The sequence below is a fragment of the Streptomyces sp. CY-1 genome (assembly GCF_047218265.1).
GTDB lineage: Bacteria > Actinomycetota > Actinomycetes > Streptomycetales > Streptomycetaceae > Streptomyces > Streptomyces niphimycinicus.
Genome location: NZ_CP178393.1, coordinates 2,250,255 through 2,268,746 on the forward strand (window position 1 = coordinate 2,250,255; position 18,492 = coordinate 2,268,746).

Annotated in this window: 18 protein-coding genes and 1 pseudogene; 10 read left to right on the forward strand and 9 right to left on the reverse strand. The window is 71.7% G+C overall.

What is annotated here, in order from left to right:
- Window positions 1–3 precede the first annotated feature (3 nt).
- The 4 genes from ACK1X7_RS09430 to ACK1X7_RS09445 are packed head-to-tail and all read left to right on the forward strand — an operon-like array spanning window position 4 to window position 5,138.
- Window positions 4–1,566, forward strand: a complete 1,563-nt coding sequence (locus tag ACK1X7_RS09430; protein ID WP_413114940.1) for an ABC transporter substrate-binding protein — start codon at window positions 4–6, stop codon at window positions 1,564–1,566.
- A gap of 1 nt (window position 1,567) precedes the next feature.
- On the forward strand, window positions 1,568–2,515 hold the full coding sequence (locus ACK1X7_RS09435; RefSeq protein WP_413114941.1) for an ABC transporter permease: 948 nt from the start codon (window positions 1,568–1,570) through the stop codon (window positions 2,513–2,515).
- Window positions 2,512–3,381, forward strand: coding sequence for an ABC transporter permease (locus ACK1X7_RS09440; RefSeq protein ID WP_390792520.1), 870 nt, complete (start codon window positions 2,512–2,514; stop codon window positions 3,379–3,381). Before ACK1X7_RS09435 ends, ACK1X7_RS09440 begins: the two co-directional genes overlap by 4 nt.
- 32 nt (window positions 3,382–3,413) lie before the next feature.
- Complete coding sequence (locus tag ACK1X7_RS09445; RefSeq protein WP_413114942.1) at window positions 3,414–5,138, forward strand: ABC transporter ATP-binding protein; 1,725 nt, start codon at window positions 3,414–3,416, stop codon at window positions 5,136–5,138.
- Between the two features lie 46 nt (window positions 5,139–5,184).
- Here the strand turns inward: ACK1X7_RS09445 and ACK1X7_RS09450 are convergent, their stop codons facing one another.
- Entirely contained in the window at window positions 5,185–6,471 is a 1,287-nt protein-coding gene (locus ACK1X7_RS09450) for an AbrB family transcriptional regulator (protein WP_390792518.1), read from the reverse strand.
- Window positions 6,472–6,712: 241 nt separating this feature from the next.
- On the opposite strand from ACK1X7_RS09450, the gene ACK1X7_RS09455 reads away from it, so the two are divergent.
- From ACK1X7_RS09455 to ACK1X7_RS09465, 3 genes are read left to right on the forward strand one after another with little or no spacing between them, the layout of a single operon-like run.
- Window positions 6,713–7,390 (forward strand): response regulator transcription factor, encoded by a 678-nt coding sequence (locus ACK1X7_RS09455; RefSeq protein ID WP_390792517.1) that lies wholly within the window; start codon window positions 6,713–6,715, stop codon window positions 7,388–7,390.
- Complete coding sequence (locus tag ACK1X7_RS09460; protein WP_385143348.1) at window positions 7,391–8,836, forward strand: ATP-binding protein; 1,446 nt, start codon at window positions 7,391–7,393, stop codon at window positions 8,834–8,836.
- A gap of 56 nt (window positions 8,837–8,892) precedes the next feature.
- The gene (locus tag ACK1X7_RS09465) at window positions 8,893–9,726 is read left to right on the forward strand and encodes a hypothetical protein (protein WP_385143345.1); all 834 of its coding nucleotides are present in this window, start codon (window positions 8,893–8,895) and stop codon (window positions 9,724–9,726) included.
- Between the two features lie 61 nt (window positions 9,727–9,787).
- Here ACK1X7_RS09465 and ACK1X7_RS09470 read toward each other — a convergent pair.
- Together ACK1X7_RS09470 and ACK1X7_RS09475 are read right to left on the reverse strand one after the other, a co-directional pair.
- A pseudogene (locus ACK1X7_RS09470) lies at window positions 9,788–9,944 on the reverse strand (ATP-binding protein); the annotation flags it as partial.
- Window positions 9,922–10,545, reverse strand: a complete 624-nt coding sequence (locus ACK1X7_RS09475; protein WP_390792516.1) for a DedA family protein — start codon at window positions 10,543–10,545, stop codon at window positions 9,922–9,924. The pseudogene ACK1X7_RS09470 and the gene ACK1X7_RS09475, both read right to left, overlap by 23 nt.
- Window positions 10,546–10,705: 160 nt before the next feature.
- On the opposite strand from ACK1X7_RS09475, the gene ACK1X7_RS09480 reads away from it, so the two are divergent.
- From ACK1X7_RS09480 to ACK1X7_RS09490, 3 genes are all read left to right on the forward strand, one after another.
- Entirely contained in the window at window positions 10,706–11,077 is a 372-nt protein-coding gene (locus ACK1X7_RS09480) for a BlaI/MecI/CopY family transcriptional regulator (RefSeq protein WP_211126575.1), read from the forward strand.
- Window positions 11,074–12,003, forward strand: a complete 930-nt coding sequence (locus ACK1X7_RS09485) for a M48 family metalloprotease (RefSeq protein ID WP_413114943.1) — start codon at window positions 11,074–11,076, stop codon at window positions 12,001–12,003. The genes ACK1X7_RS09480 and ACK1X7_RS09485 overlap by 4 nt, the downstream gene beginning before the upstream one ends.
- Before the next feature lie 123 nt (window positions 12,004–12,126).
- Window positions 12,127–12,915, forward strand: a complete 789-nt coding sequence (locus ACK1X7_RS09490; RefSeq protein ID WP_390792514.1) for an ABC transporter permease — start codon at window positions 12,127–12,129, stop codon at window positions 12,913–12,915.
- Window positions 12,916–12,983: 68 nt separating this feature from the next.
- Here the strand turns inward: ACK1X7_RS09490 and ACK1X7_RS09495 are convergent, their stop codons facing one another.
- From ACK1X7_RS09495 to ACK1X7_RS09520, 6 genes are all read right to left on the reverse strand, one after another.
- Window positions 12,984–13,208, reverse strand: a complete 225-nt coding sequence (locus ACK1X7_RS09495) for a hypothetical protein (protein WP_390792513.1) — start codon at window positions 13,206–13,208, stop codon at window positions 12,984–12,986.
- A gap of 450 nt (window positions 13,209–13,658) precedes the next feature.
- On the reverse strand, window positions 13,659–14,099 hold the full coding sequence (locus ACK1X7_RS09500) for a type II 3-dehydroquinate dehydratase (protein WP_385143333.1): 441 nt from the start codon (window positions 14,097–14,099) through the stop codon (window positions 13,659–13,661).
- Between the two features lie 50 nt (window positions 14,100–14,149).
- On the reverse strand, window positions 14,150–14,956 hold the full coding sequence (locus tag ACK1X7_RS09505) for a sugar phosphate isomerase/epimerase family protein (RefSeq protein WP_413114944.1): 807 nt from the start codon (window positions 14,954–14,956) through the stop codon (window positions 14,150–14,152).
- A gap of 16 nt (window positions 14,957–14,972) precedes the next feature.
- Window positions 14,973–16,058 carry a Gfo/Idh/MocA family protein gene (locus ACK1X7_RS09510; RefSeq protein ID WP_385143327.1) on the reverse strand — a complete coding sequence of 362 codons (1,086 nt, stop codon included), beginning with the start codon at window positions 16,056–16,058 and terminating at the stop codon, window positions 14,973–14,975.
- A gap of 69 nt (window positions 16,059–16,127) precedes the next feature.
- On the reverse strand, window positions 16,128–17,408 hold the full coding sequence (locus tag ACK1X7_RS09515; protein ID WP_385143324.1) for an MFS transporter: 1,281 nt from the start codon (window positions 17,406–17,408) through the stop codon (window positions 16,128–16,130).
- Window positions 17,409–17,881: 473 nt separating this feature from the next.
- Window positions 17,882–18,484: a TetR/AcrR family transcriptional regulator gene (locus ACK1X7_RS09520; protein WP_361507929.1), complete on the reverse strand. Its 603-nt coding sequence runs from the start codon at window positions 18,482–18,484 to the stop codon at window positions 17,882–17,884.
- Window positions 18,485–18,492 lie beyond the last annotated feature (8 nt).

Genomic DNA, 18,492 nt, shown 5'->3' on the forward strand with positions numbered 1-18,492 from the left:
GCTGTGACGACGCATGCCCGGACGGAGCGGGCGCACCCGACGGAGCCCGGCAGACGAGCGGTGCTTGCCGCGGGAGGCGCCCTGGCGCTGGCCTCCTCCGGACTGCTCACCGGGTGCGGCGCGGACGGGACGGACGGGGGCGGCGGCGACCGGTTCCGCGCCGCGTTCACGGCCGGGGGCTCGCAGGAGACCCTCGATCCCCATGTCGCCCCGAACTTCGTCGACCAGGCCCGCGCCAAGGCCCTGTACGACACGCTCGGCACCTACGCGGACGACATGTCCGTCCGTGAACGGCTCGCGGAGTCCTGGGAGAGCGACGCGTCCGGCACCCGGTGGCGCATACGTCTGCGCGAGGCCGAGTTCCACGACGGGAAGCCGGTCACCGCGAAGGACGTCCTCTACAGCTACCGCCGCGCCGCCGACCCCGGCACCGGGTCCCCCTCGCAGGTGCTGCTCTCGGCGATCGACTTCGGGGCCGGCAGGCCCGACGGCGAACGGTCCGTCGTCTTCACGCTGAAGGCTCCGAACTTCGAGTTCCCCACCGTCTTCGCCGGGCCCGGCACCGAGATCATCCCCGACGGGACGACGGACTTCGGCAAGCCCGTCGGCTCGGGCCCCTTCACCTACGTCTCGTTCACCCCCGGCGGCACCGCCCGCTACCGGCGCTGGGCGGACCACTGGGACGGCGCCCCGCACATCGCCGAGCTGGAGATCGTCCCCGCCAACGAGGAGTCGGCGCGGCTCAACGCCCTGCTGTCCGGACAGGTCCACTACGCCGCCGACATGGCCGGTGCCTCCGTGAACCGGCTGAAGGCGGAGGGCTCGACGCGGCTGCTGACCGTGAAACGGGCCACCGCCCAGCAGTTGCTGCTGCGCATCGGCCGCAAGCCGTTCGACGATCCGCGGCTGGTGCGCGCCGTGCAGCTCGGGCTGGACCGGGAGGCGCTGGTGCGCGTGGCACTCGCCGGGCACGGCGAGCCGGGGAACGACCTGTTCGGCATGGGCCTGCGCGGCTACCCCGACGTCCTGGAGCCCCGCGAGCGGGACGTGGACGAGGCGCGGAAGCTCGTGCAGCAGGCCGGTGCGGACGGGCTGAAGATCACCGTGGAGACCAGCTCGGTCGACGCCGCGTGGGAGCCGGCCGCGGACCTGATGGCACAGCAACTGCGCGAGGTGGGGCTGCGGCTGACCGCCAACACCCGCGCCTCCAGCACCTATTTCAGCGAGATCAAGACCAACGGGGTCGCCGCCTTCAACACCTCCTCCACGCTGCCCGTCTCCGACTTCCTCCAGCAGCGGGTCCGTGGCGGAGCGGCCCGCAACCAGACGCAGTACGCCTCGGAGAGGTTCGACGCGCTGCTGGAGCGCGCCCGCACCACCCGCGACGAGCGGGACCGGCTGGCGCTGCTCGCCCGCGCCCAGAAGCTCGCCCGGGACGGGTCCGGGCTGCTGGTGTGGGCGTTCTCCGATGCCAATGACGCCATCCGCACATCGGTCCGCGGCCTGCGCGCCGCACCGCCGAACTCGCACGACTGGGCGCGGTTCGACCGGGTCCGCATCGGCTGACGTGCGCGCCTACGTTCTGCGGCGCCTGCTGCTGGCCGTCCTCCAGTGCCTGGTGGTACTCGTCGCCGTGTTCGCGGTCGGTTCGCTGCTGCCCGGCGACACGGCCGACGTCCTCCGCGGTGAACTCGGCACGCCCGAGCAGGTGGCGGCGTTGCGCACCCAGTTGGGGCTGGACGAGCCCGCCTGGGCCCGCTTCGGGCACTGGCTCGGCAATCTGCTCACCGGCGACCTCGGGAACTCCCTGACCACCGGGGTGCCGGTGGGCGATGACATCGGCCGCCGCGTCGGGGTGACGCTGCTGCTGGGCGTACCGGCGCTGGTGCTGGTCACCGTGCTGGCGCCGCTGCTGGGCACGGTGTCGGGGCTGCGGGAGGGCAGCCGCCTCGACCGGACGCTGAACACGGCGGCCGTGGTGCTGCACGCCGTCCCGGAGTTCGTGCTCGGGCTGCTGCTGGTCGCCTCGGTGTCGCTGGCCGCCGGGCTGCTTCCGGCCACCGCCGTCGGCATGGACACGGCCGCGCTGCTGGCCCAGCCGTCCGTACTGGTGCTGCCGGTCACCGTGCTGACCGCCCGGCACCTGTGCGATCTGGCCCGGCAGATCCGCGCCGGAGTGGCGGCCGAGCGGCACGGGCCCGTCGCCGAGCATCTGCGGCTGCTGGGGATGCGGGAGCGGACGGTCGTGCTGCGCCATGTGCTGCCAGGTGCCCTGGGTCCCGCCGCGCAGCAGTTCGCCCGCTGTGTGGAGGGGCTGCTGGGCGGTGCCGTGCTGGTGGAGGCGGTGTTCGGCTTCCGCGGGCTGGGCAGCGGTTTCGTCGAGGCGGTGCAGAACCGGGACATGCCCCAGGTGCAGACATACGCGCTGTTGTTCGCCGGGACCGCGATCGTGGTGAACCTTCTCGGCGACCTGGCCGCCCACCGGCTGGCCCCACGCCGGGAGGTGACGGCATGACCCGGCGGAAGGGCGTGACCTCGCGGGAGGGCGTGACCGTACGGGAGAAGGCCGACGCCGCGGGCTCCGGCCGGCCCCGCCGTCCGTGGATCGGTCTGGTGCTGCTCGGTGTGCCGGTGCTGGTGGCCCTGCTGGGGCCGTGGCTGGCCGGGGACGCGCCGTCGGCGCGGGACGCGCTGCCGTCGCAGCCGCCCGGCGCGGGGCATCCGCTCGGTACGGACATCCTGGGCCGCGATGTGCTGTGGCTCGTACTGCACGGCGGCGGCTCGGTCCTGGGCAGCGCCCTGGGCGCGCTGCTGGTCGGCCTGGCCGCGGGGGTGCCGCTGGGGCTGCTGGCCGCGGGACCGCGACGCGGCCTGGACGAGACGGTGATGCGCGGCCTCGACCTGCTGCTCGCCTTCCCCGGACTGCTGGTGCTGATGACCCTGGCGGCGGCGGGACACCGCGACTGGTACTGGCTGGTGACGGTCGCCGGGGTGCTCCAAATCCCGGCGGTGGCGCGCCTGGTGCGCGGAGCCGCGCTCGCACCGGGCACCCGGACGGTCGTCGAGGCACTGCGGATGCAGGGGCGCGGCTGGGCGTACATCCATCTTCGGCACCTGGCCCGGGAGCTGGCCGCTCCGCTGGCCACGGACGCGGGCGGCCGGTTCACCGTGGTGCTGTACCTGCTGGCATCCGCCAACTTCCTCGGCCTGGGGCTGCCCGTGTCCTCGCCGGACTGGGCGGTGCTCATCGAGCGCAACAGCGACACCCTGTTCACCCAGCCGGCGGCGGTGCTGGTGCCCGCCGGTCTGCTGACGGCGCTGTGCGTCGGCGGCAACCTGCTGGTGGACCGCGTGCTCGCGCGGAGAAGGAGCGGCCGGTGAGGAGCGGGCACCGCGCGGAAGAGGAGAGGCCGGTGACCGGTACCGCCCATGTGCCGTTGCTGCACATCCCGGAGATCTCGGCACATGCCGCCGGGGCGGAGCGTCCGCTGCTGGACCGGGTCGGACTGACCGTTCCGGCCGGCGCCGTCACCGCCGTCGTCGGCCCGTCGGGCAGCGGCAAGACGACGCTCGGCCTGGCGGCACTCGGCACCTCCCGCAGCGGCGTGCGGCTGACCGGACACGTCCTGCTGGCGGGCACGGACCTGCTGCTCCTGGCCCCGGCCAGACGCCCCGCGGCCCGGGCCGGCCGGGCCGCGCATCTGCCGCAGCACCCGGAGACCGTCCTCGATCCGATACGCCGGGCCGGCGGTGCGCTGACGGAGCTGGCCGCCCTCGGACATCCGGAGCGGTCCGCCCGCAAGCCCGCCGCGCGCCGGGCGCTCGCCCTGGCCGGTCTGGAGTGGGAGGCCGTACGCCGCCGCTTCCCCCACCAGCTCTCCGGCGGCCAGCAGCAGCGTCTGGCACTCGCCTCCGCCCTGGTGACCGGGGCCCGGCTGCTGGTGCTGGACGAGCCGACGAGCGGTTTGGACCCGGCGCTGGCACAGGCCCTGGGCCGTACGGTGAGGGCGCTCGCGGACGACGGCGCGGGCGTGCTGCTGCTCAGTCACGATCTGCGACTGGTGCGGGAGACGGCCGACCGCGTCATCGTGCTGGAACACGGCCGGGCCGTGGACGACGGCCCGACGGCGGACGTCCTCGGCGCCGGTGGCGCCGCACCCGGCAACAGGCCCACCGCCACCGGATCGACCGCCACAGCGCCCACCGCCACCGAGCCGACCGCCAAGGCGTCGACCGCCGCCGGGCCAACCCCCACCGGACCGACCGCCACCGGGCTTCCGGCCGTCCGCCACCGGGCCACCCGGGAACTGCTCGCCGCGGAAGGCAACACCGCCGCAGGTGGAGCGACGGCCGAGGGGCCGGGCCCGGCCACACCCGGCCCGGCGCCGGAGAGCCGCGCCGGGGTCGCCGCCACCGATATCGCCGTACGCCGCCGGTCCGGCGATCCACTGGCCGGGCCGGTGTCGATGGCGTTCCCGCCCGGCGACACGATCGCGCTGCTCGGTCCCTCCGGCTCGGGCAAGACGACCTTCGCCCGGGCGCTGGCCGGGCTGACCACCCCGTCCAGCGGCGAGATACGGCTCGACGGCCGACCGCTCCCCCGCCGCATCGACCGGCGTACGCCCACCCAGCGCCGCGCCATCCAGTACGTGCACCAGAACAGCGCCGGTTCCTTCGAGGAACACCGTCCCGTACTCGCGCAACTCGCCGACACCGCACGGCTGCTGCGTGGCCTGCGCCGCAAGGAGGCGACGGCGGAGGCGATCGAGGCCGCCGATGCGCTGGGGCTCGACCCGGCGCTGCTGCACCGGACCCCGGACCGGCTCTCCGGCGGCCAGCTCCAGCGCTGCGCACTGGTACGGGCGCTGACCGCACGTCCGGCCCTGCTCGTCTGCGACGAAGTGACCTCGGCGCTGGACACCGTCTCCCGCCGCCAGGTCCTCGACGCACTGCCCCGCCTTCTCGCCCCGGCCCGGACCGCCCTGCTCTTCATCAGCCACGACCTGCCCGCGGTCCGTGCGCTCACCGAGGAGGCCGCGCTGTTCGAGGGCGGCCGATGTGTGCGGCGCGGGCCTGTCGGCGAGATCCTGCCCGCCGCATGGTCCGGCGCGCCCGGCTCCGGCGACGACGAAGCGTGAGTCGACAGCCACCTGCGGCCGGGAAACAGGATCGGGTTCCCGGCGGTCATGCGGTGAGTGGGACAGGTGGTCGGCCGGCCGCCAGCCGCCGGGTGATCAGCGGGGTCACCAGGACGACGACCAGCAGGCGCAGGCTCTGGACGGTGGAGACCAGGGCGACGTTCGCATGGGAGGAGACCGCGGTGGCGAGCACCGCGTTGATCCCTCCGGGGGTCGTGGCGAGGTAGGCGTCGGTGAACGGGGTGCTCGTCACCCGGGCGAAGACCCAGGCCAGCCCGGCGCAGCCGAGGCAGAGGACCGTCATGCAGACCAGGATCGGGGGCAGCAGGCGCCGCACGCTGAGGAGCGTCCGGCGGGTGAACCGTACGCCCACGTCGAGGCCGACAAGGACGAAGACGATGTTCTGGAGCACTCCGACGGGCGCGAAGCCGGGCACGGCGCCACTGAGCGTCGCGACCAGGGCGACCAGCATCGGGCCGATCAGCAGCGGCGTGGGCACCCGCAGCCGCCGGCCGGCCCACGAGCCGACGACGGCGATGGCGGCGAGGGTGAGCAGGCCGGTGAGCTGGTCCGACCCGGCGACGATGTGGAGGAGGCCGGATCCGGCGCCGCCACCCGCTGCCGGATGGCCGCCCGCGGCGGAGGCCGCGGAGGTCATCCAGTGGGCCGCCAGCGGGGCGGTGGTGGCGACGAGACCGACGCGCAGGTACTGGGTGAACGCGACGAGCCGCACATCGGCGTTCAGCTCATCGGCACAGGTGACGATCGCGGCCGAACCGCCGGGCACCATGCCGAGGACGGCGCTGGGCCGGCCGATGCGGCCACCGCGGGCCAGGAACCGGGCGACCGCGACGCTCAGCGCGATGGTGGCCGCGGTGACCACGGTCAGCGGCAGCGCGACGGGCGCGGCGGAGACGAGGGCGGACGGGCTGAGATAGCTGCCCATGAGGGCGCCGACCAGTGCCTGGGAGGCCCGGTTGGCCGGCGCCGGGAGCCGGTCGCGGACCCTTCCGCACAGGGCCAGGACGGCGCCGACCAGCAGTGCGGACAGCAGGTAGGGGGCGGGAACGCCGAGGGCGTCCGCCGCGAGGCCCGCGGCGTACCCCCCGGCGATGATCAGGGCCCAGAGTCCGGTGGGAGCTGGGCGGGAGACGCGGGGCTCGGAGGTGCGGGGCTCGGAGGTGCGGGGCTCGGAGGTGCGGGGCTCGGAGGTGCGGGGCTCGGAGGTGCACGGGGCGGGCTTCGGCGCGGTACTGACAGCGGTTCTGAGAGTGGTACTGAGAGTGGGGGGCGGATGTTCGTCCGTCCGCCCCGGCGCGGAAGTCGGTGCCACGGTGGGCGCCTTTCGTCGAATGGTGCGGGTCCGTCGGCCGGACTCGACGCCTGTGCGAAGCAGGCACCCTCCACTGTGCCGGGTACGGGCTGTGCACACACTGAGAGCGCTGAGTGAGCGCTGAGAAGAACCTGAGAGCCCGCTGAGAGACGCGGGGCCGACCTGCGGTCCGGCCTCTAGACTCACAATCGAGGTTCAGTCTTCCGGGCGCCCCGTCGGTACGGTCATGAGGTGATGCCGCGTGCAGGTGCTGGTGGTCGAGGACGAGCAGAACATCGCACTCGCCGTGGACCGCGGGCTGCGCGCCGAGGGGTTCGGCGTGGACATCGCCGAGAACGGCGCGAAGGCCCTCGGCCTGATCAGGCAGAACGACTACGCCGTGATCGTGCTCGACCTGATGCTCCCGGGCCGCAACGGCTATGACGTCTGCCGGACCCTGCGCGCCGCGGGCATCACCACCCCCGTGCTGATTCTGACCGCCAAGGACGGCGAGTACGACGAGGCGGACGCCCTCGACCTCGGTGCGGACGACTATCTGACGAAGCCGTTCTCGTTCGTGGTGCTGCTGGCCCGGATCCGCGCGCTGCTGCGCCGCAGCGCCCCGCAGCGGTCTCCGGTACTCCGTGCGGGTGATCTCTGGCTGGATCCGGCCGCCCATCGGTGCGGCCGTGGCGACGAGCGCCTGGAGCTGACGCCGCGCGAGTTCGGCCTGCTGGAGTTCCTGCTCCGCCACCCCGACACGGTGGTGAGCAAGACCGATCTGCTCGCCCAGGTCTGGGACGCCTGGTTCGAGGGCGACCCCAACATCGTCGAGGTCTACGTCGGCTACCTCCGGCGCAAGATCGACACCCCCTTCGGCCGGTCCGCCATCGAGACCGTGCGCGGCGTCGGCTACCGGCTGGACGGAAAGGGCGGCTGAATGCCCCGGCGCCTCCCCGTCGGGCGCCCGGCGCTTGGCCGGGTGCGGCGGCTGACCCGGAAGCTGAGCCTGCGGACCCGGGTCACCATGTGGGCCACGATGGTTCTGGCCCTCGCGATGGTCGCGGCCGGTCTCGGACTGCTGCTCGGTCTCCAGCACTCCATGTGGAGTGACCGGGACAGCACCGCCCGCCAGCGGCTTTCCGATGTCACCGCCCTCATCCAGCACGACCGGCTCGGCCCCCTCATCCCCTCCAACGGAGGGGACGACGATGTCGTCGAAGTGCTCGGCCCCCAGGGGAAGGTGGTGGCCAGCTCCGACTACGACACACGCCCCGGCAGTCCCAGCGGCTTCCCGAACCCCCTTCCCCCACGGGTGCTCGCGGGGCATCCCGCCACCCTGGAAAACCTCGGCATCGGCGACGGCGGCGACTTCCGGGTGCAGGCCCGACCGGTCCGTATCGGCGACCGGCCCGCCACCATCGTCGTGGGGGTGTCCCTGGCCCAGGCCGAGCACACCCTCTCCAGCCTGACCACCGGCCTGGCGATCGGGGTGCCCGCGCTGACGGCGCTGGTGGCGTGGACGATCTCGCTCACCGCCGGCCGCACGCTGCGCCCGGTGGAAACCCTGCGCCGCCAGGCAGCCGACATCACCGCGACCGATCTGCACCGCCGCCTCGACCTGCCCGCCTGCCAGGACGAGGTGCACGCCCTCGGCGTCACCCTCAACGACATGCTCGCCCGCCTCGACGACGCCTCCGTCGCCCAGCGCCGCTTCGTCGCCGACGCCGCGCATGAACTGCGCAGCCCGCTGACGGCCCTGCGGGCCCAGCTCGAGGTCATGTCCCACTACCCCGACCCCGAACGCGACCCGCGGGTGGCCGCCGCCCTGCTGGAGGACACCGTACGGCTGCACGACCTGGTCGAGGGGCTGCTGGCGCTGGCGCGCAGCGAGGACCCCGCCCGGTCGCGGTCACAGGCCGCGCGCGTCATCGACCTGGACGAGGTGGTGCTGGCCGAAGTCCGCCGGCAGCGCTCCCTGGCCCGCGCGGACATCGACGCCCGGCGGGTCTCGGCCGGGCGGGTGCGGGGGGACACCGAGTCGCTGCGCTGTGTCGTACGGAATCTGCTGGACAACGCCCGCCGCCACGCCGACCAGCGGATACGGGTGACCCTGGGCGAACGCGAGGGCACCGTCGAACTCACCGTCGGCGACGACGGAGCCGGCATTCCGGCCGCGGACCGGCTGCGGGTCTTCGAGCGCTTCACCCGGCTCGACGAGGCGCGGTCCCGCGAGGCCGGCGGTTCGGGCCTCGGTCTCGCCATCGTCGGCAAGGTCGTCACCGCGCACGGCGGCACCGCCTACGCCGACCAGGACCCGGCGCCGGAGGACGGCGGCCTCGGCGGGGCGCTCCTGGTGGTCCGCCTGCCGGCCGTGCCCCCGTAGCGGCGCCGTACGGCAGTCAGGATGTGTTCAGGGATTGGCTGACACGGTCGGGCCTCATGACATCCGAAACTCCTGAGACCGCCACCGCCCGCGGCCCTGCCACCGCCTCGTCCGGTCACCGCCTCCGCTGGAACAAGGTGCCCGAAGTCACCGTGTACTTCTGGGTGATCAAGGTGCTGTGCACGACCGTGGGTGAGACCGCGGCCGATATGTTGAACGAGAAGCTGGGCCTGGGCCTGACCGGTGTGTCGCTGCTGATGAGCGCGGTGCTGGCGATAGTGCTGGTCGTGCAGTTCCGCACCACCGCGTACCGGCCGGGCGTGTACTGGCTCGCCGTGGCCCTGATCAGCGTCGTCGGCACTCTGATCAGTGACAACCTCACGGACAACATGGGCGTACCGCTGACGACGAGCACCACGGTGTTCGCGGTCGTCCTCGCGATCGTGTTCACCGTCTGGTACCGCCGCGAGCGGACCCTGTCCATCCACAGCATCGACTCCCTGAGCCGCGAGTCGTTCTACTGGCTCGCGGTGCTGTTCACCTTCGCGCTGGGTACCGCGGCGGGCGACCTGGTGGCCGAGCGCATGAACCTGGGGTACTGGTTGTCCGCGGTGATGTTCGCCCTGGTGATCGTCGCCGTCGCGGTGGCGCGCTTCACCCTCGACCTGAACGCGGTGTGGAGCTTCTGGATCGCGTACGTCCTCACCCGCCCGCTCGGCGCCTCGGTGGGCGACTATCTCTCCCAGCCGACCGGGGACGGCGGCCGGGGCCTTGGCACCGTGGTCACCAGCGTGCTGTTCCTCGCGGTCATCCTCGGTCTGGTGGCGTATCTGGCGGTGTCGCGGAAGGACGTCATCGAGCCGGAGCGGCTCGGCGAGCGGGGGGCGTGAGCGGTCGGCAGCCGTTCCGGATGCGTCCGGTCCGCCCGTCACGAGGGAGGGGGTCGCCGGGTCAGCCGGACGGCAGGCGGACCATGAACCTCGCACCGGGCGGGTGCCCGCTGTCATAGGACCTCACCACCGGCTGAGCGGGCCAGGCGCCGTGCGAGCGGCAGTCCGAGGCCCGCTCCGCCGTGGCGGCGAGGATCATCGGCTCGCCGCCTTGGCCTTGCGGGAGCGGTACAGCTCCGCGGCGAGCGGGATCAGCGACACGATCACGATGAGGGCGATCACCGGGAGCAGGTAGGTGTCGATGCTGGGAATGGAGGACCCGAGCCCGTACCCGGCGAGTGTCAGGCCCACACTCCACACGAGCCCGCCGGCCATCCGCCACACCGTGAACGTCCGGGCCGGTACGCCCAGGGCGCCCGCCAGCGGATTCAGCACCGTGCGCACCACCGGTACGAAACGGGCGAGCACGATCGCCTTCGCGTACCCGTACCGCTCCAACAGTTCCTCGGCCCGTTCGGCGCCTTCGTGCAGCCGGGGCGAGCGACCGCGGGCGAGCAGCGCTCCGCCCGCCTTCCGGCCGAGCAGATACCCCCACTGCGCACCGGCGAGCGCGCCCACGGCGGCGGCGATCAGGAGCGGGCCGAGGGACAGCCGCACATCCGGGCCCGCGGACCCGGTGCACAGCAGTCCGGCGGTGAACAGCAGCGAGTCACCTGGCAGGAAGAAGCCGATCAGCAGGCCCGTCTCGGCGAACAGCACCACACCGACCCCCACCACGCCGAAGGCGGACAGCAGGGACTGGGCGCTGAGAATGTTCACCGCGAGCTGCGATGCTTCGGCGAAGGGGGGGTGCGGCCATCGACGCGAGCCCTCTCATACTGGATGGACGGACGGGTGCGGCCGAGACGGCACCCCATTGACTACAATCCTGTAGACGGTCTGCTGAACTGTAGACGATGGCGGGGTGAGGAACGTTCCGATGACCGACGAGAAGGACGAACGGCGTCCGGCGGGCGAGCTGGAAGCGGCCGTCATGGCGGCCCTGTGGGCCGCCGGCGAGCCGCTCACCCCGAGCCGTGTGCAGCGCGAGCTGGGTGTCGGCCTGGCGCGTACGACGGTGACCACGATCCTGTCCCGCCTGCACGACAAGGGCGTCGTCGGGCGCGAGCGGCTGGGCCGCGGCTATGCCTACTTCGCCGTCCAGGACGCCCCCGGGCTCACCGCCCGGCGCATGCACGGGGAGCTGGCGCGGGACACCGACCGGGAGACGGTTCTGGCCCGGTTCGTCGCCCAGCTCAGCGCCGACGACGAGCAGGTGCTGCGGCGGCTGCTGGAGGGGGACGAGCGGTGATCGCCCTGCTGCTGGTGCCCCTGCTGCTGCCCTTCGCGGCACCGCCGTCGGCCCGGCGCGCCCTCGCCCGCCTGGACCCGGTCACCGCGCTGTGGATACTGACCGGCTCCGCCCTGGTGCTGGCCGGTGCGTGTGTGGCCGCCCTGGGCGCCCTTGTGCTGACCGGGCTGCTCAGGTTTCCGCTCTTCGCGGCGCTCGGCGAGCTGGTCCACCCCCTGCGCACCCCCTCCGACCTGCTCATTCTGCCCGCGGCCTCGCTGGCCACCGGCGCGCTCGCCGTCGGCGCGTGGGCTCTGGGGCGTTCGGCCGTTCGCCAGGTCGGCGCCTTCCGCGCTGCCCGCACCCAGGCCGAAGCCCGCCCTGCCGTGGGCGACCTGTGCGTCATCGACTCGCCCCACCCGGACGCCTACGCGCTGCCCGGCCGCCCGCAGCGCATCGTCGTCACCACCGGCATGCTGCGCAGCCTCGGCCCGGCCGAGCGCGAGGCCCTCTTCGCCCACGAACGCGCCCACAACCGGGGCGGCCACCACTATTTCCTCGCCGCCGCGGAAATCGCCGCCCACTGCCACCCCGCCCTGCGCGGGCTGCGCACCGACATCCGGTTCGCCGCCGAACGCGCCGCCGACGAGGCCGCCGCGGGTGCCGTCGGCGACCGGCACCTCACGGCCAAGGCCATCGCCCGCGCCGCGCTGGCCGGCCACGACTCCCGTTCCACCCGCCCGGACTTCGCCTCCGGGGCGACCGGCGGCCCGGTCCCCCAGCGCGTCGCCGCGCTCCTGGCGCCCGCGGAACGCCCGGCCCCGGCCAGGCGCTGGACCGCGCTGCTCCTCGCCGTCTGCGCACTCCTGTCGGCGGGCGCCGCGGCGACCGATGTGCTCACCTTTCACCACAACGTCGAAGTCGCCCAAGGCGAGGCGAGCCCCTGACCTACCGGCCGTGGATGCCCTCGAGCCCGGGTCCATGCCGATGACACCGCACAGTGGGGCCGGGCCGGTCGCCGGAGGCTCCGCGGACGAGAGCGGAAGCCGTCACGGAAGGTAGCCAGCACCATGCGTCTGAACGCAGCCTCCTCCCTTCTGCCGGTCAACACCACGCTGGCCGTACTGCTGGTCGTCCTTCTCCTGGCCGCGATCGCGGCCGTTGCCCTCTTCCATCTGTCGCCGGACGTGCACACCCACCGGGCCCGGCAGGTTCTGCTGGCCGGTGTGCGTGCCGCGCTCCAGTTGGCCGCCGTCTCCACGGTCATCACGAAGGTGGTGGGCTCGACCCTCGCGACGCTGGCCTTCCTGGCCCTGATGCTGGGCGTGGCGGTGTGGACCGCCGGGCGGCGGCTGACACCGGACCGGTCGTGGTGGCTGGCACTGTGGCCCATCGCGCTGAGCGTGCTGCCGGTCGTGAGCCTGCTGCTGCTGACCGGCCTGGTGCCCCTGAAGGGCATCGTGCTGATTCCGGTGACCGGGATCTTCATCGGCGGGGCGCTGACCGCGACCGTGCTGTCGGGACGGCGGGCACTGGACGAACTCGGCCTGCGGCACGGCGAGTTCGAGGCGGGCCTGGCCCTGGGGCTGTCCGACCGGGACGCACGGATGGAGATCGCCCGCCCGGCCGCCTCGGATGCCCTGCTGCCCGGTCTCGACCAGACACGCACCGTTGGACTGGTGACCCTCCCGGGCGCCTTTGTCGGCATGCTGCTGGGCGGCGCCAGCCCCACCGCCGCGGGTGCGGTCCAACTGTTCGTCCTCGTCGCCCTGATGGCGATCCAGGCGGTCGCCGTCGCCTGCACCGTCGAACTCGTCGCCCGCGGCCACCTCCACCGCCCCAGGGACCGTCGCAGGTGACGGACACGCCCCCGCGGACCCGAAGAGCGGACCGCCCCCGCATGGACGTCCGGGACGACGAGGGCCGACTACACCTCCTCGGTGGCGAACAGCTCGAGGTGCCCGCACTCGGGACAGCGGAACGCCACGATCTGCCGCCGGGGACGGTCCGTCCGCTTGGCACTCCCGAAGAATCCCCGCTCCATCGCGCCCTCGATCCAGCGCGCGTATCCGCGCGAGTGCTCACCGGCGTCCTCGATGAAACCTTCCGCCAGACCGACGTTGCCGCAATGGGCGCACGTGTAGTTGTTCATGCCGCGAGTGTGGGAAACGGCGCGACCAGGCCAAACCCCTAACTGTCGACTCCTGCCTCCGGCCGCCACCGCTCCCCACCCCGGTCGCGTCCTGCGTCCGACCGGCTCGGCAAGCGCGCCCGTCGCCGCCCGTACGGTCACCTCGACCGTGCGCGCCCTCGAAACGCTCCCATCGCTCCTGCGCGATGACAGCCGTGCGACCGTCGTCTTCGCCCACGACCTCACGTCCGCCTTCAACGCCGGCGTCGCGTGCCGGGCTTCGGTTGAACGGCACACTGGTGCCGCCGCGGATCGGTGACCTGCGGGACGAGGACGTCATCCTGCGCCTGCGTCCCGCTCCGCGGCGCGGGCCGGCGGGAAGGCCGGTCACACATCGAGCCCCCGGAGGCGGCCGCGCCATCGGCCGGGTGATCGCCGCGGGCGCGGACGAGGTGTCCGCACCCGCGGTCCTCATATCCCCTTGATCTTGGTGCTGAGCGCCTCCAGAGCGTGTGAGTAGCCGCGCCACCCCATTCCTGAGGCATAGACAGTCGCGGACGCGGCGAAGATGTCCTGGCGCGTCCTTCCATCCATGGCTCCGAATGGAGAGATGTGCACAACGCCGATGGGCAGGCCGGTGTCGTTGAGGGCATCCAGCAGTGAGTAACCGTAGGGCGTGAGACCGGCGGGGTTCACGACGATGAGGTCAAGGCCGTCCTGGCGCTCATGGAGCCAGTCGATGAGTGACCCTTCGTGGTTGGACTGGAAGTGCTCAGCGGCGATACCGAGCCGGGCGGCGGTGTCATCGATGTCGCGCTCGATGTCGGCAAGTGTCGTATGCCCGTATTTATCGGGGCGGCGTTTACCGAGCCGGTTCAGGTTCGGGCCGTGCAGTACTGCGGCTCGCATCATCGTGTTCTCCGTCGTCGGGGGTGGGATGGTCGGTCCTGGTCGTGGATGGCCTACCGCGGCCAGCCCACTTCTGAGAGCAGACGCGCGGTCGACTGCATGGCCCGCTCGGCCACCCATGCCACGGGCAATGTCTCCAGCGCGTCCGAAACGGGTTCGATCGTCACGGGCGGGGGCGTCCCGCCGGCGGCCGTGAGAGCCGCACGCAGGAAGTCCGCCAGCGGCAGTACGCCATCTCCCGGAAACGTCCTCAAGTGCCGGGCCTCGCGGGCCAGGTCCACACCGGGCCTGGGGACGAGATCGGACAACTGGAGGCCGGCGGTGAGGGCGAGTACGTCGGGGCCGAGTTCGGTGACGTGTGCGCCCGAGCGGAAGAAGTGCACCACATCGACGACCAGCTTCGCTCTCGGGGAACCGGCGCCGCGTACCAGGTCCACGGCGGTGGGCAGGTCTCGGACGGTGCTGTAGGGCATGAACTCGAAGGCGACTTCGGTGGTGGTGATCCGCTCGCACAGGACGGCGAACTCCCGTTTCACGTCCTCCACGGTCCCTGAGAACGCCGCGACATGTACCCGGTCCGGGCTCAGAATGTCGATCAGGTCGATGACGAGTGCGTTGAGGTGCGTGGTCATGCCGCGCTCACCGAGACGGATCAGTTCGAGCTCCGCGACTCGCAGCCCGCGCTCGCCGAGGGCTGCGGCGATGGCCTCCGGCGGGATGCCGTGTTCCAGGCACGCCATGCACTGCGCCACCGAGATGCCCATCGCGCGGAATCCGCTGCGCTGTACCGCGTCCAGGGAAGCTTCGAAGTCCCGCCCGCGGAAGGTCATGGCGCCCAGGGCCAGTTGGTCATGTGTCATGGTGCGGGGCTGCCTTTCAACGGTGAATCGTCTCTGCCGCGCCGAGGGGCACGGGCCGGCCGGTTCGGGCGGATTCATAGATCGCGAGGACGATCTCGAGGGCCTTCCTGGCTTCGCGCCCGGTGACCAGTGGCTCGCGGCCGTGCACGACGGCGTCGATGAAGTCGTCGATCTGTAGGGCGTGGTAGGGCGTGAGTCCCTCGTGGATCGTGGCGAGGGGCGGGTCGGAGTCGATCTCGGTGGAGTGGACGGACCGGTAGCTCTCCTCTCCGGCAACGGTCCAGATGTCGTTGAACGCCGGTTCGCCCTCGGGGAATTCGGTGATGCCGACGGTGGCGCCGTTGTCCCCGGTGACCAGTACCTGTGTGCCGAGGCCGGGGGCGAAGGTGGTGCCGGCCTGGATGACACCCAGAGCGCCATTGGCGAACTCGAGGGTGGCCACGGCGGTGTCCTCGACCTCGATGTGGTCACCGTGTTTGAGCGTGGCGATGCTGCCGCTGACCCGTACCACCGGCGAACCCACGCACCACTGCATCAGGTCGATGTAGTGGATGGCTTGATTGATCAATACGCCACCGCCTTCGGCGTCCCAGGTCCCCCGCCAAGGATCGGAGTTGAAATAGGCGGCGTCGCGCCCGAGACGCAGGGCCACGCTCGCGAAGACGGGGGTGCCGATGCGGCCGTTCCGTACGGCCTGGTGGGCTCGTCGCGAGGCTTCCCAGAAGCGCCGCTGAAAAAGGACCCCGAAGGTGACACCCGCGGATTCGGCGGCGTCGATCATGCTGTCCGCTTCGGCGAGCGAAATGGAGATCGGCTTCTCGCACAGCACGTTGAGGCCGTGCCTGGCCGCTTCGACGACGGTGGCTTCGTGGGTCGGGTGGGGGGTGCACACGGTGACGGTGTCGATGCCGGAGCGCATGAGTTCGGCGGAGTTGCCGTAGGCGTGGGGGATGCCGAACCTGGCGGCGAACTCCGCGGCCCGTGCGCCATCGACGTCGGCGCAGCCGAGCAGTTCGACGTTGTCATTGGCGAGCAGTGCTTTCGCGTGATTCAGCGCGATCTTGCCGCATCCGATGATGCCCACGCGGACTTTCTGCTTCATAGGGGTTGCTCGATTCCTTCGGAAGACGGTCCCGGCACACGGCGGGACAGGGGTGATGCGCGCTGCGGTCTATCCGGTGACGGACGGCTGCGGGGTCCGCTCGGCAGCGGGCTCCAGCGGCTTGCCGAGTTCGGGCATGGGGGTCCGGAACGTCTCCCTGCCGGTCGCGCACGAGGCCGCGGCGACGACCATGGCGAAGGCGACAAGGAGCGCGACCGGGACCCAGCCGCCTGGGCCGTCGCCGAGAATCGCGTAGGCGATGGTGGGCGCGAAGCCCGCGAAGCCGATGCCGACCTGCGTGCCGATCGCCGTTCCCGAGTAGCGCACGGGGGTGCTGAACCACTCACCGTACATGGACGGCCACGTGGCGTTCAGAGCGCTGAAGAAGCACGAGGTGACGAGGAAAGCGGCGCAGAAGATGTAGGGGATGTTCGCGGTGGACAGTGCGTGGAGATACAGGAACATGGTCACGGCGAAGCCGAGTGCTCCGCCGATGAACACCGGCTTGCGGCCGACCCGGTCCGACAGCAGCGCGAGGAACGGCTGCATCACCAGAGCGCAGGCGTTGGCGAAGATGGCCACCCACAGCATGGTGGTCCGCGACAGCCCGACGGTGTCCCCGGTCGCGTAGGCGAGGGCGAAGACGGAGAAGATGCTGCCGCCGACGGAATTGAACTGGCACAGCGCCACCCGCAGCACATCCCACGGCTGCGACCTCAGGACGGCGACCCCGGGCAGTCGCGCGGTCCGGTCGTCCTCCTTCCGCTCCGTGAACTCCTGCGGTTCCTCCAGGCGCCGCCGCACCCAGTAGGCCACCACGACCACAACGGCGCTGGCCCAGAACGGGATGCGCCAGCCCCAGGTGAAAAGCTGCCGGTCCGGAAGTGTGGAGACGGCCAGGAACATCAGACTCGCGAGGATGAAGCCGGCCTGGGTCCCGGTGAGGGTCCAACTGGTGTAGAAGGCGCGGCGGTTCGGTGGCGCGTGTTCCAGGGTGAGCGAATTGGCGCCCGCCTGCTCGCCACCGGCGGAGAATCCCTGTGCGAGCCGGAGCAGTACCAACAGGACAGGGGCCAGTATGCCGATGCTGTCGTAGGACGGCAGGCACCCGATGAGGAAGGTGGACACCCCCATGAGGACGAGGGTGAAGAGCATGACCTTCTTGCGCCCGACACGGTCCCCGAAGTGGCCGAGGACTATGCCTCCGACCGGGCGCGCGACATAGCCGACGCCGAAGGTGGCGAGCGAGGCCAGCGTGCCGATGGCTCCGTGGGCGCGGGTGAAGAACACATCGTTGAAGATCAGCGCCGCGGCCGACCCGTAGACGTAGAAGTCGTAGTACTCGAGCATGCTGCCGAGGAAGCTGGCACGGGCGGCATGGCGGGCTTTGGCCTCGCTCCACGTGGCATCGCCGGATGGAACAGAAGGGGGCGAAAGGGGCATAGCTGAGCCTTTCCAGGCGCGTTCACCCCCGTTGCGACACCGCAGGGGGCAGAGTACATAAGGCACGAACATGGAGATCGGGGCCGGTGAACGACCGGCACCGACACGCGGGAGCGAGGCGGGACGCGGTAAGGGGTGGACGTCCGCCGTGACACGCTTCCGCGATCACGCGACATGCCGGCCACAGGCGGGTTGGCGATGCGACAGACAGGCTCATGACGTGGTCGTGCATCGTCTGGGCCACCTGCGTCGGCGGCCCACACAAGGACTTTGTACCACCTGGACCAAAGTCTCGTTAACCCCCTGGACTCGAAAACGGCACACACGAACCGGGCCCGCCGTGCAGCAGAGCGCGGCGGGCCCTTCGTGGAAGGTTCGGTCTAGCGGGCGACAGCGAAGGTACGCGTCACCACATCACCGATCATGCGGCGGAAGTGTGCGCGGGCCTCGGCCCCGTCGAGCGCGTAGTCGTACAGGGCGTCGAATGTGTACTGGTTCGTGATGTGGAAGAGCGAAAAACTGTTGATGAGGACCTGGACGTCGATGGGATCGACGTCGTCGCGGATACTTCCCTGTTCGTGACCGCGGCGCAGGATGTCGGCGACGATGTCGAGCATCGGGGCCCAGAGCTTTCGCAGCTCCCCCGAGCGGCGGATATAGGCCCCGTGCAACATGTTCTCGCCGACCACGAGCCGGACGTACTCACGGTGCGTGTCGTGGTGATCGAAGGTCTGCTCCGCGAGCCGCCGCAGAGCGGCGACGGGGTCGAGGTCCGCGGGCCCCACTTCGCACAGCAGCGTCTCGGCCATCTGCCGGTACGACCGTTCCAGCACGGCCGTATACAGACCTTCCTTGCTCGTGAAGTAGTAGTAGATCATCCGCTTGGTCGTAGCGGTCTTGGCGGCGATCTCATTCACGCTCGCGGCCTCGAGACCTCGTTCCGCGAACTCCGCCGTGGCAACGGCGAGGATGTCTGCCTTCACCTGCTCAG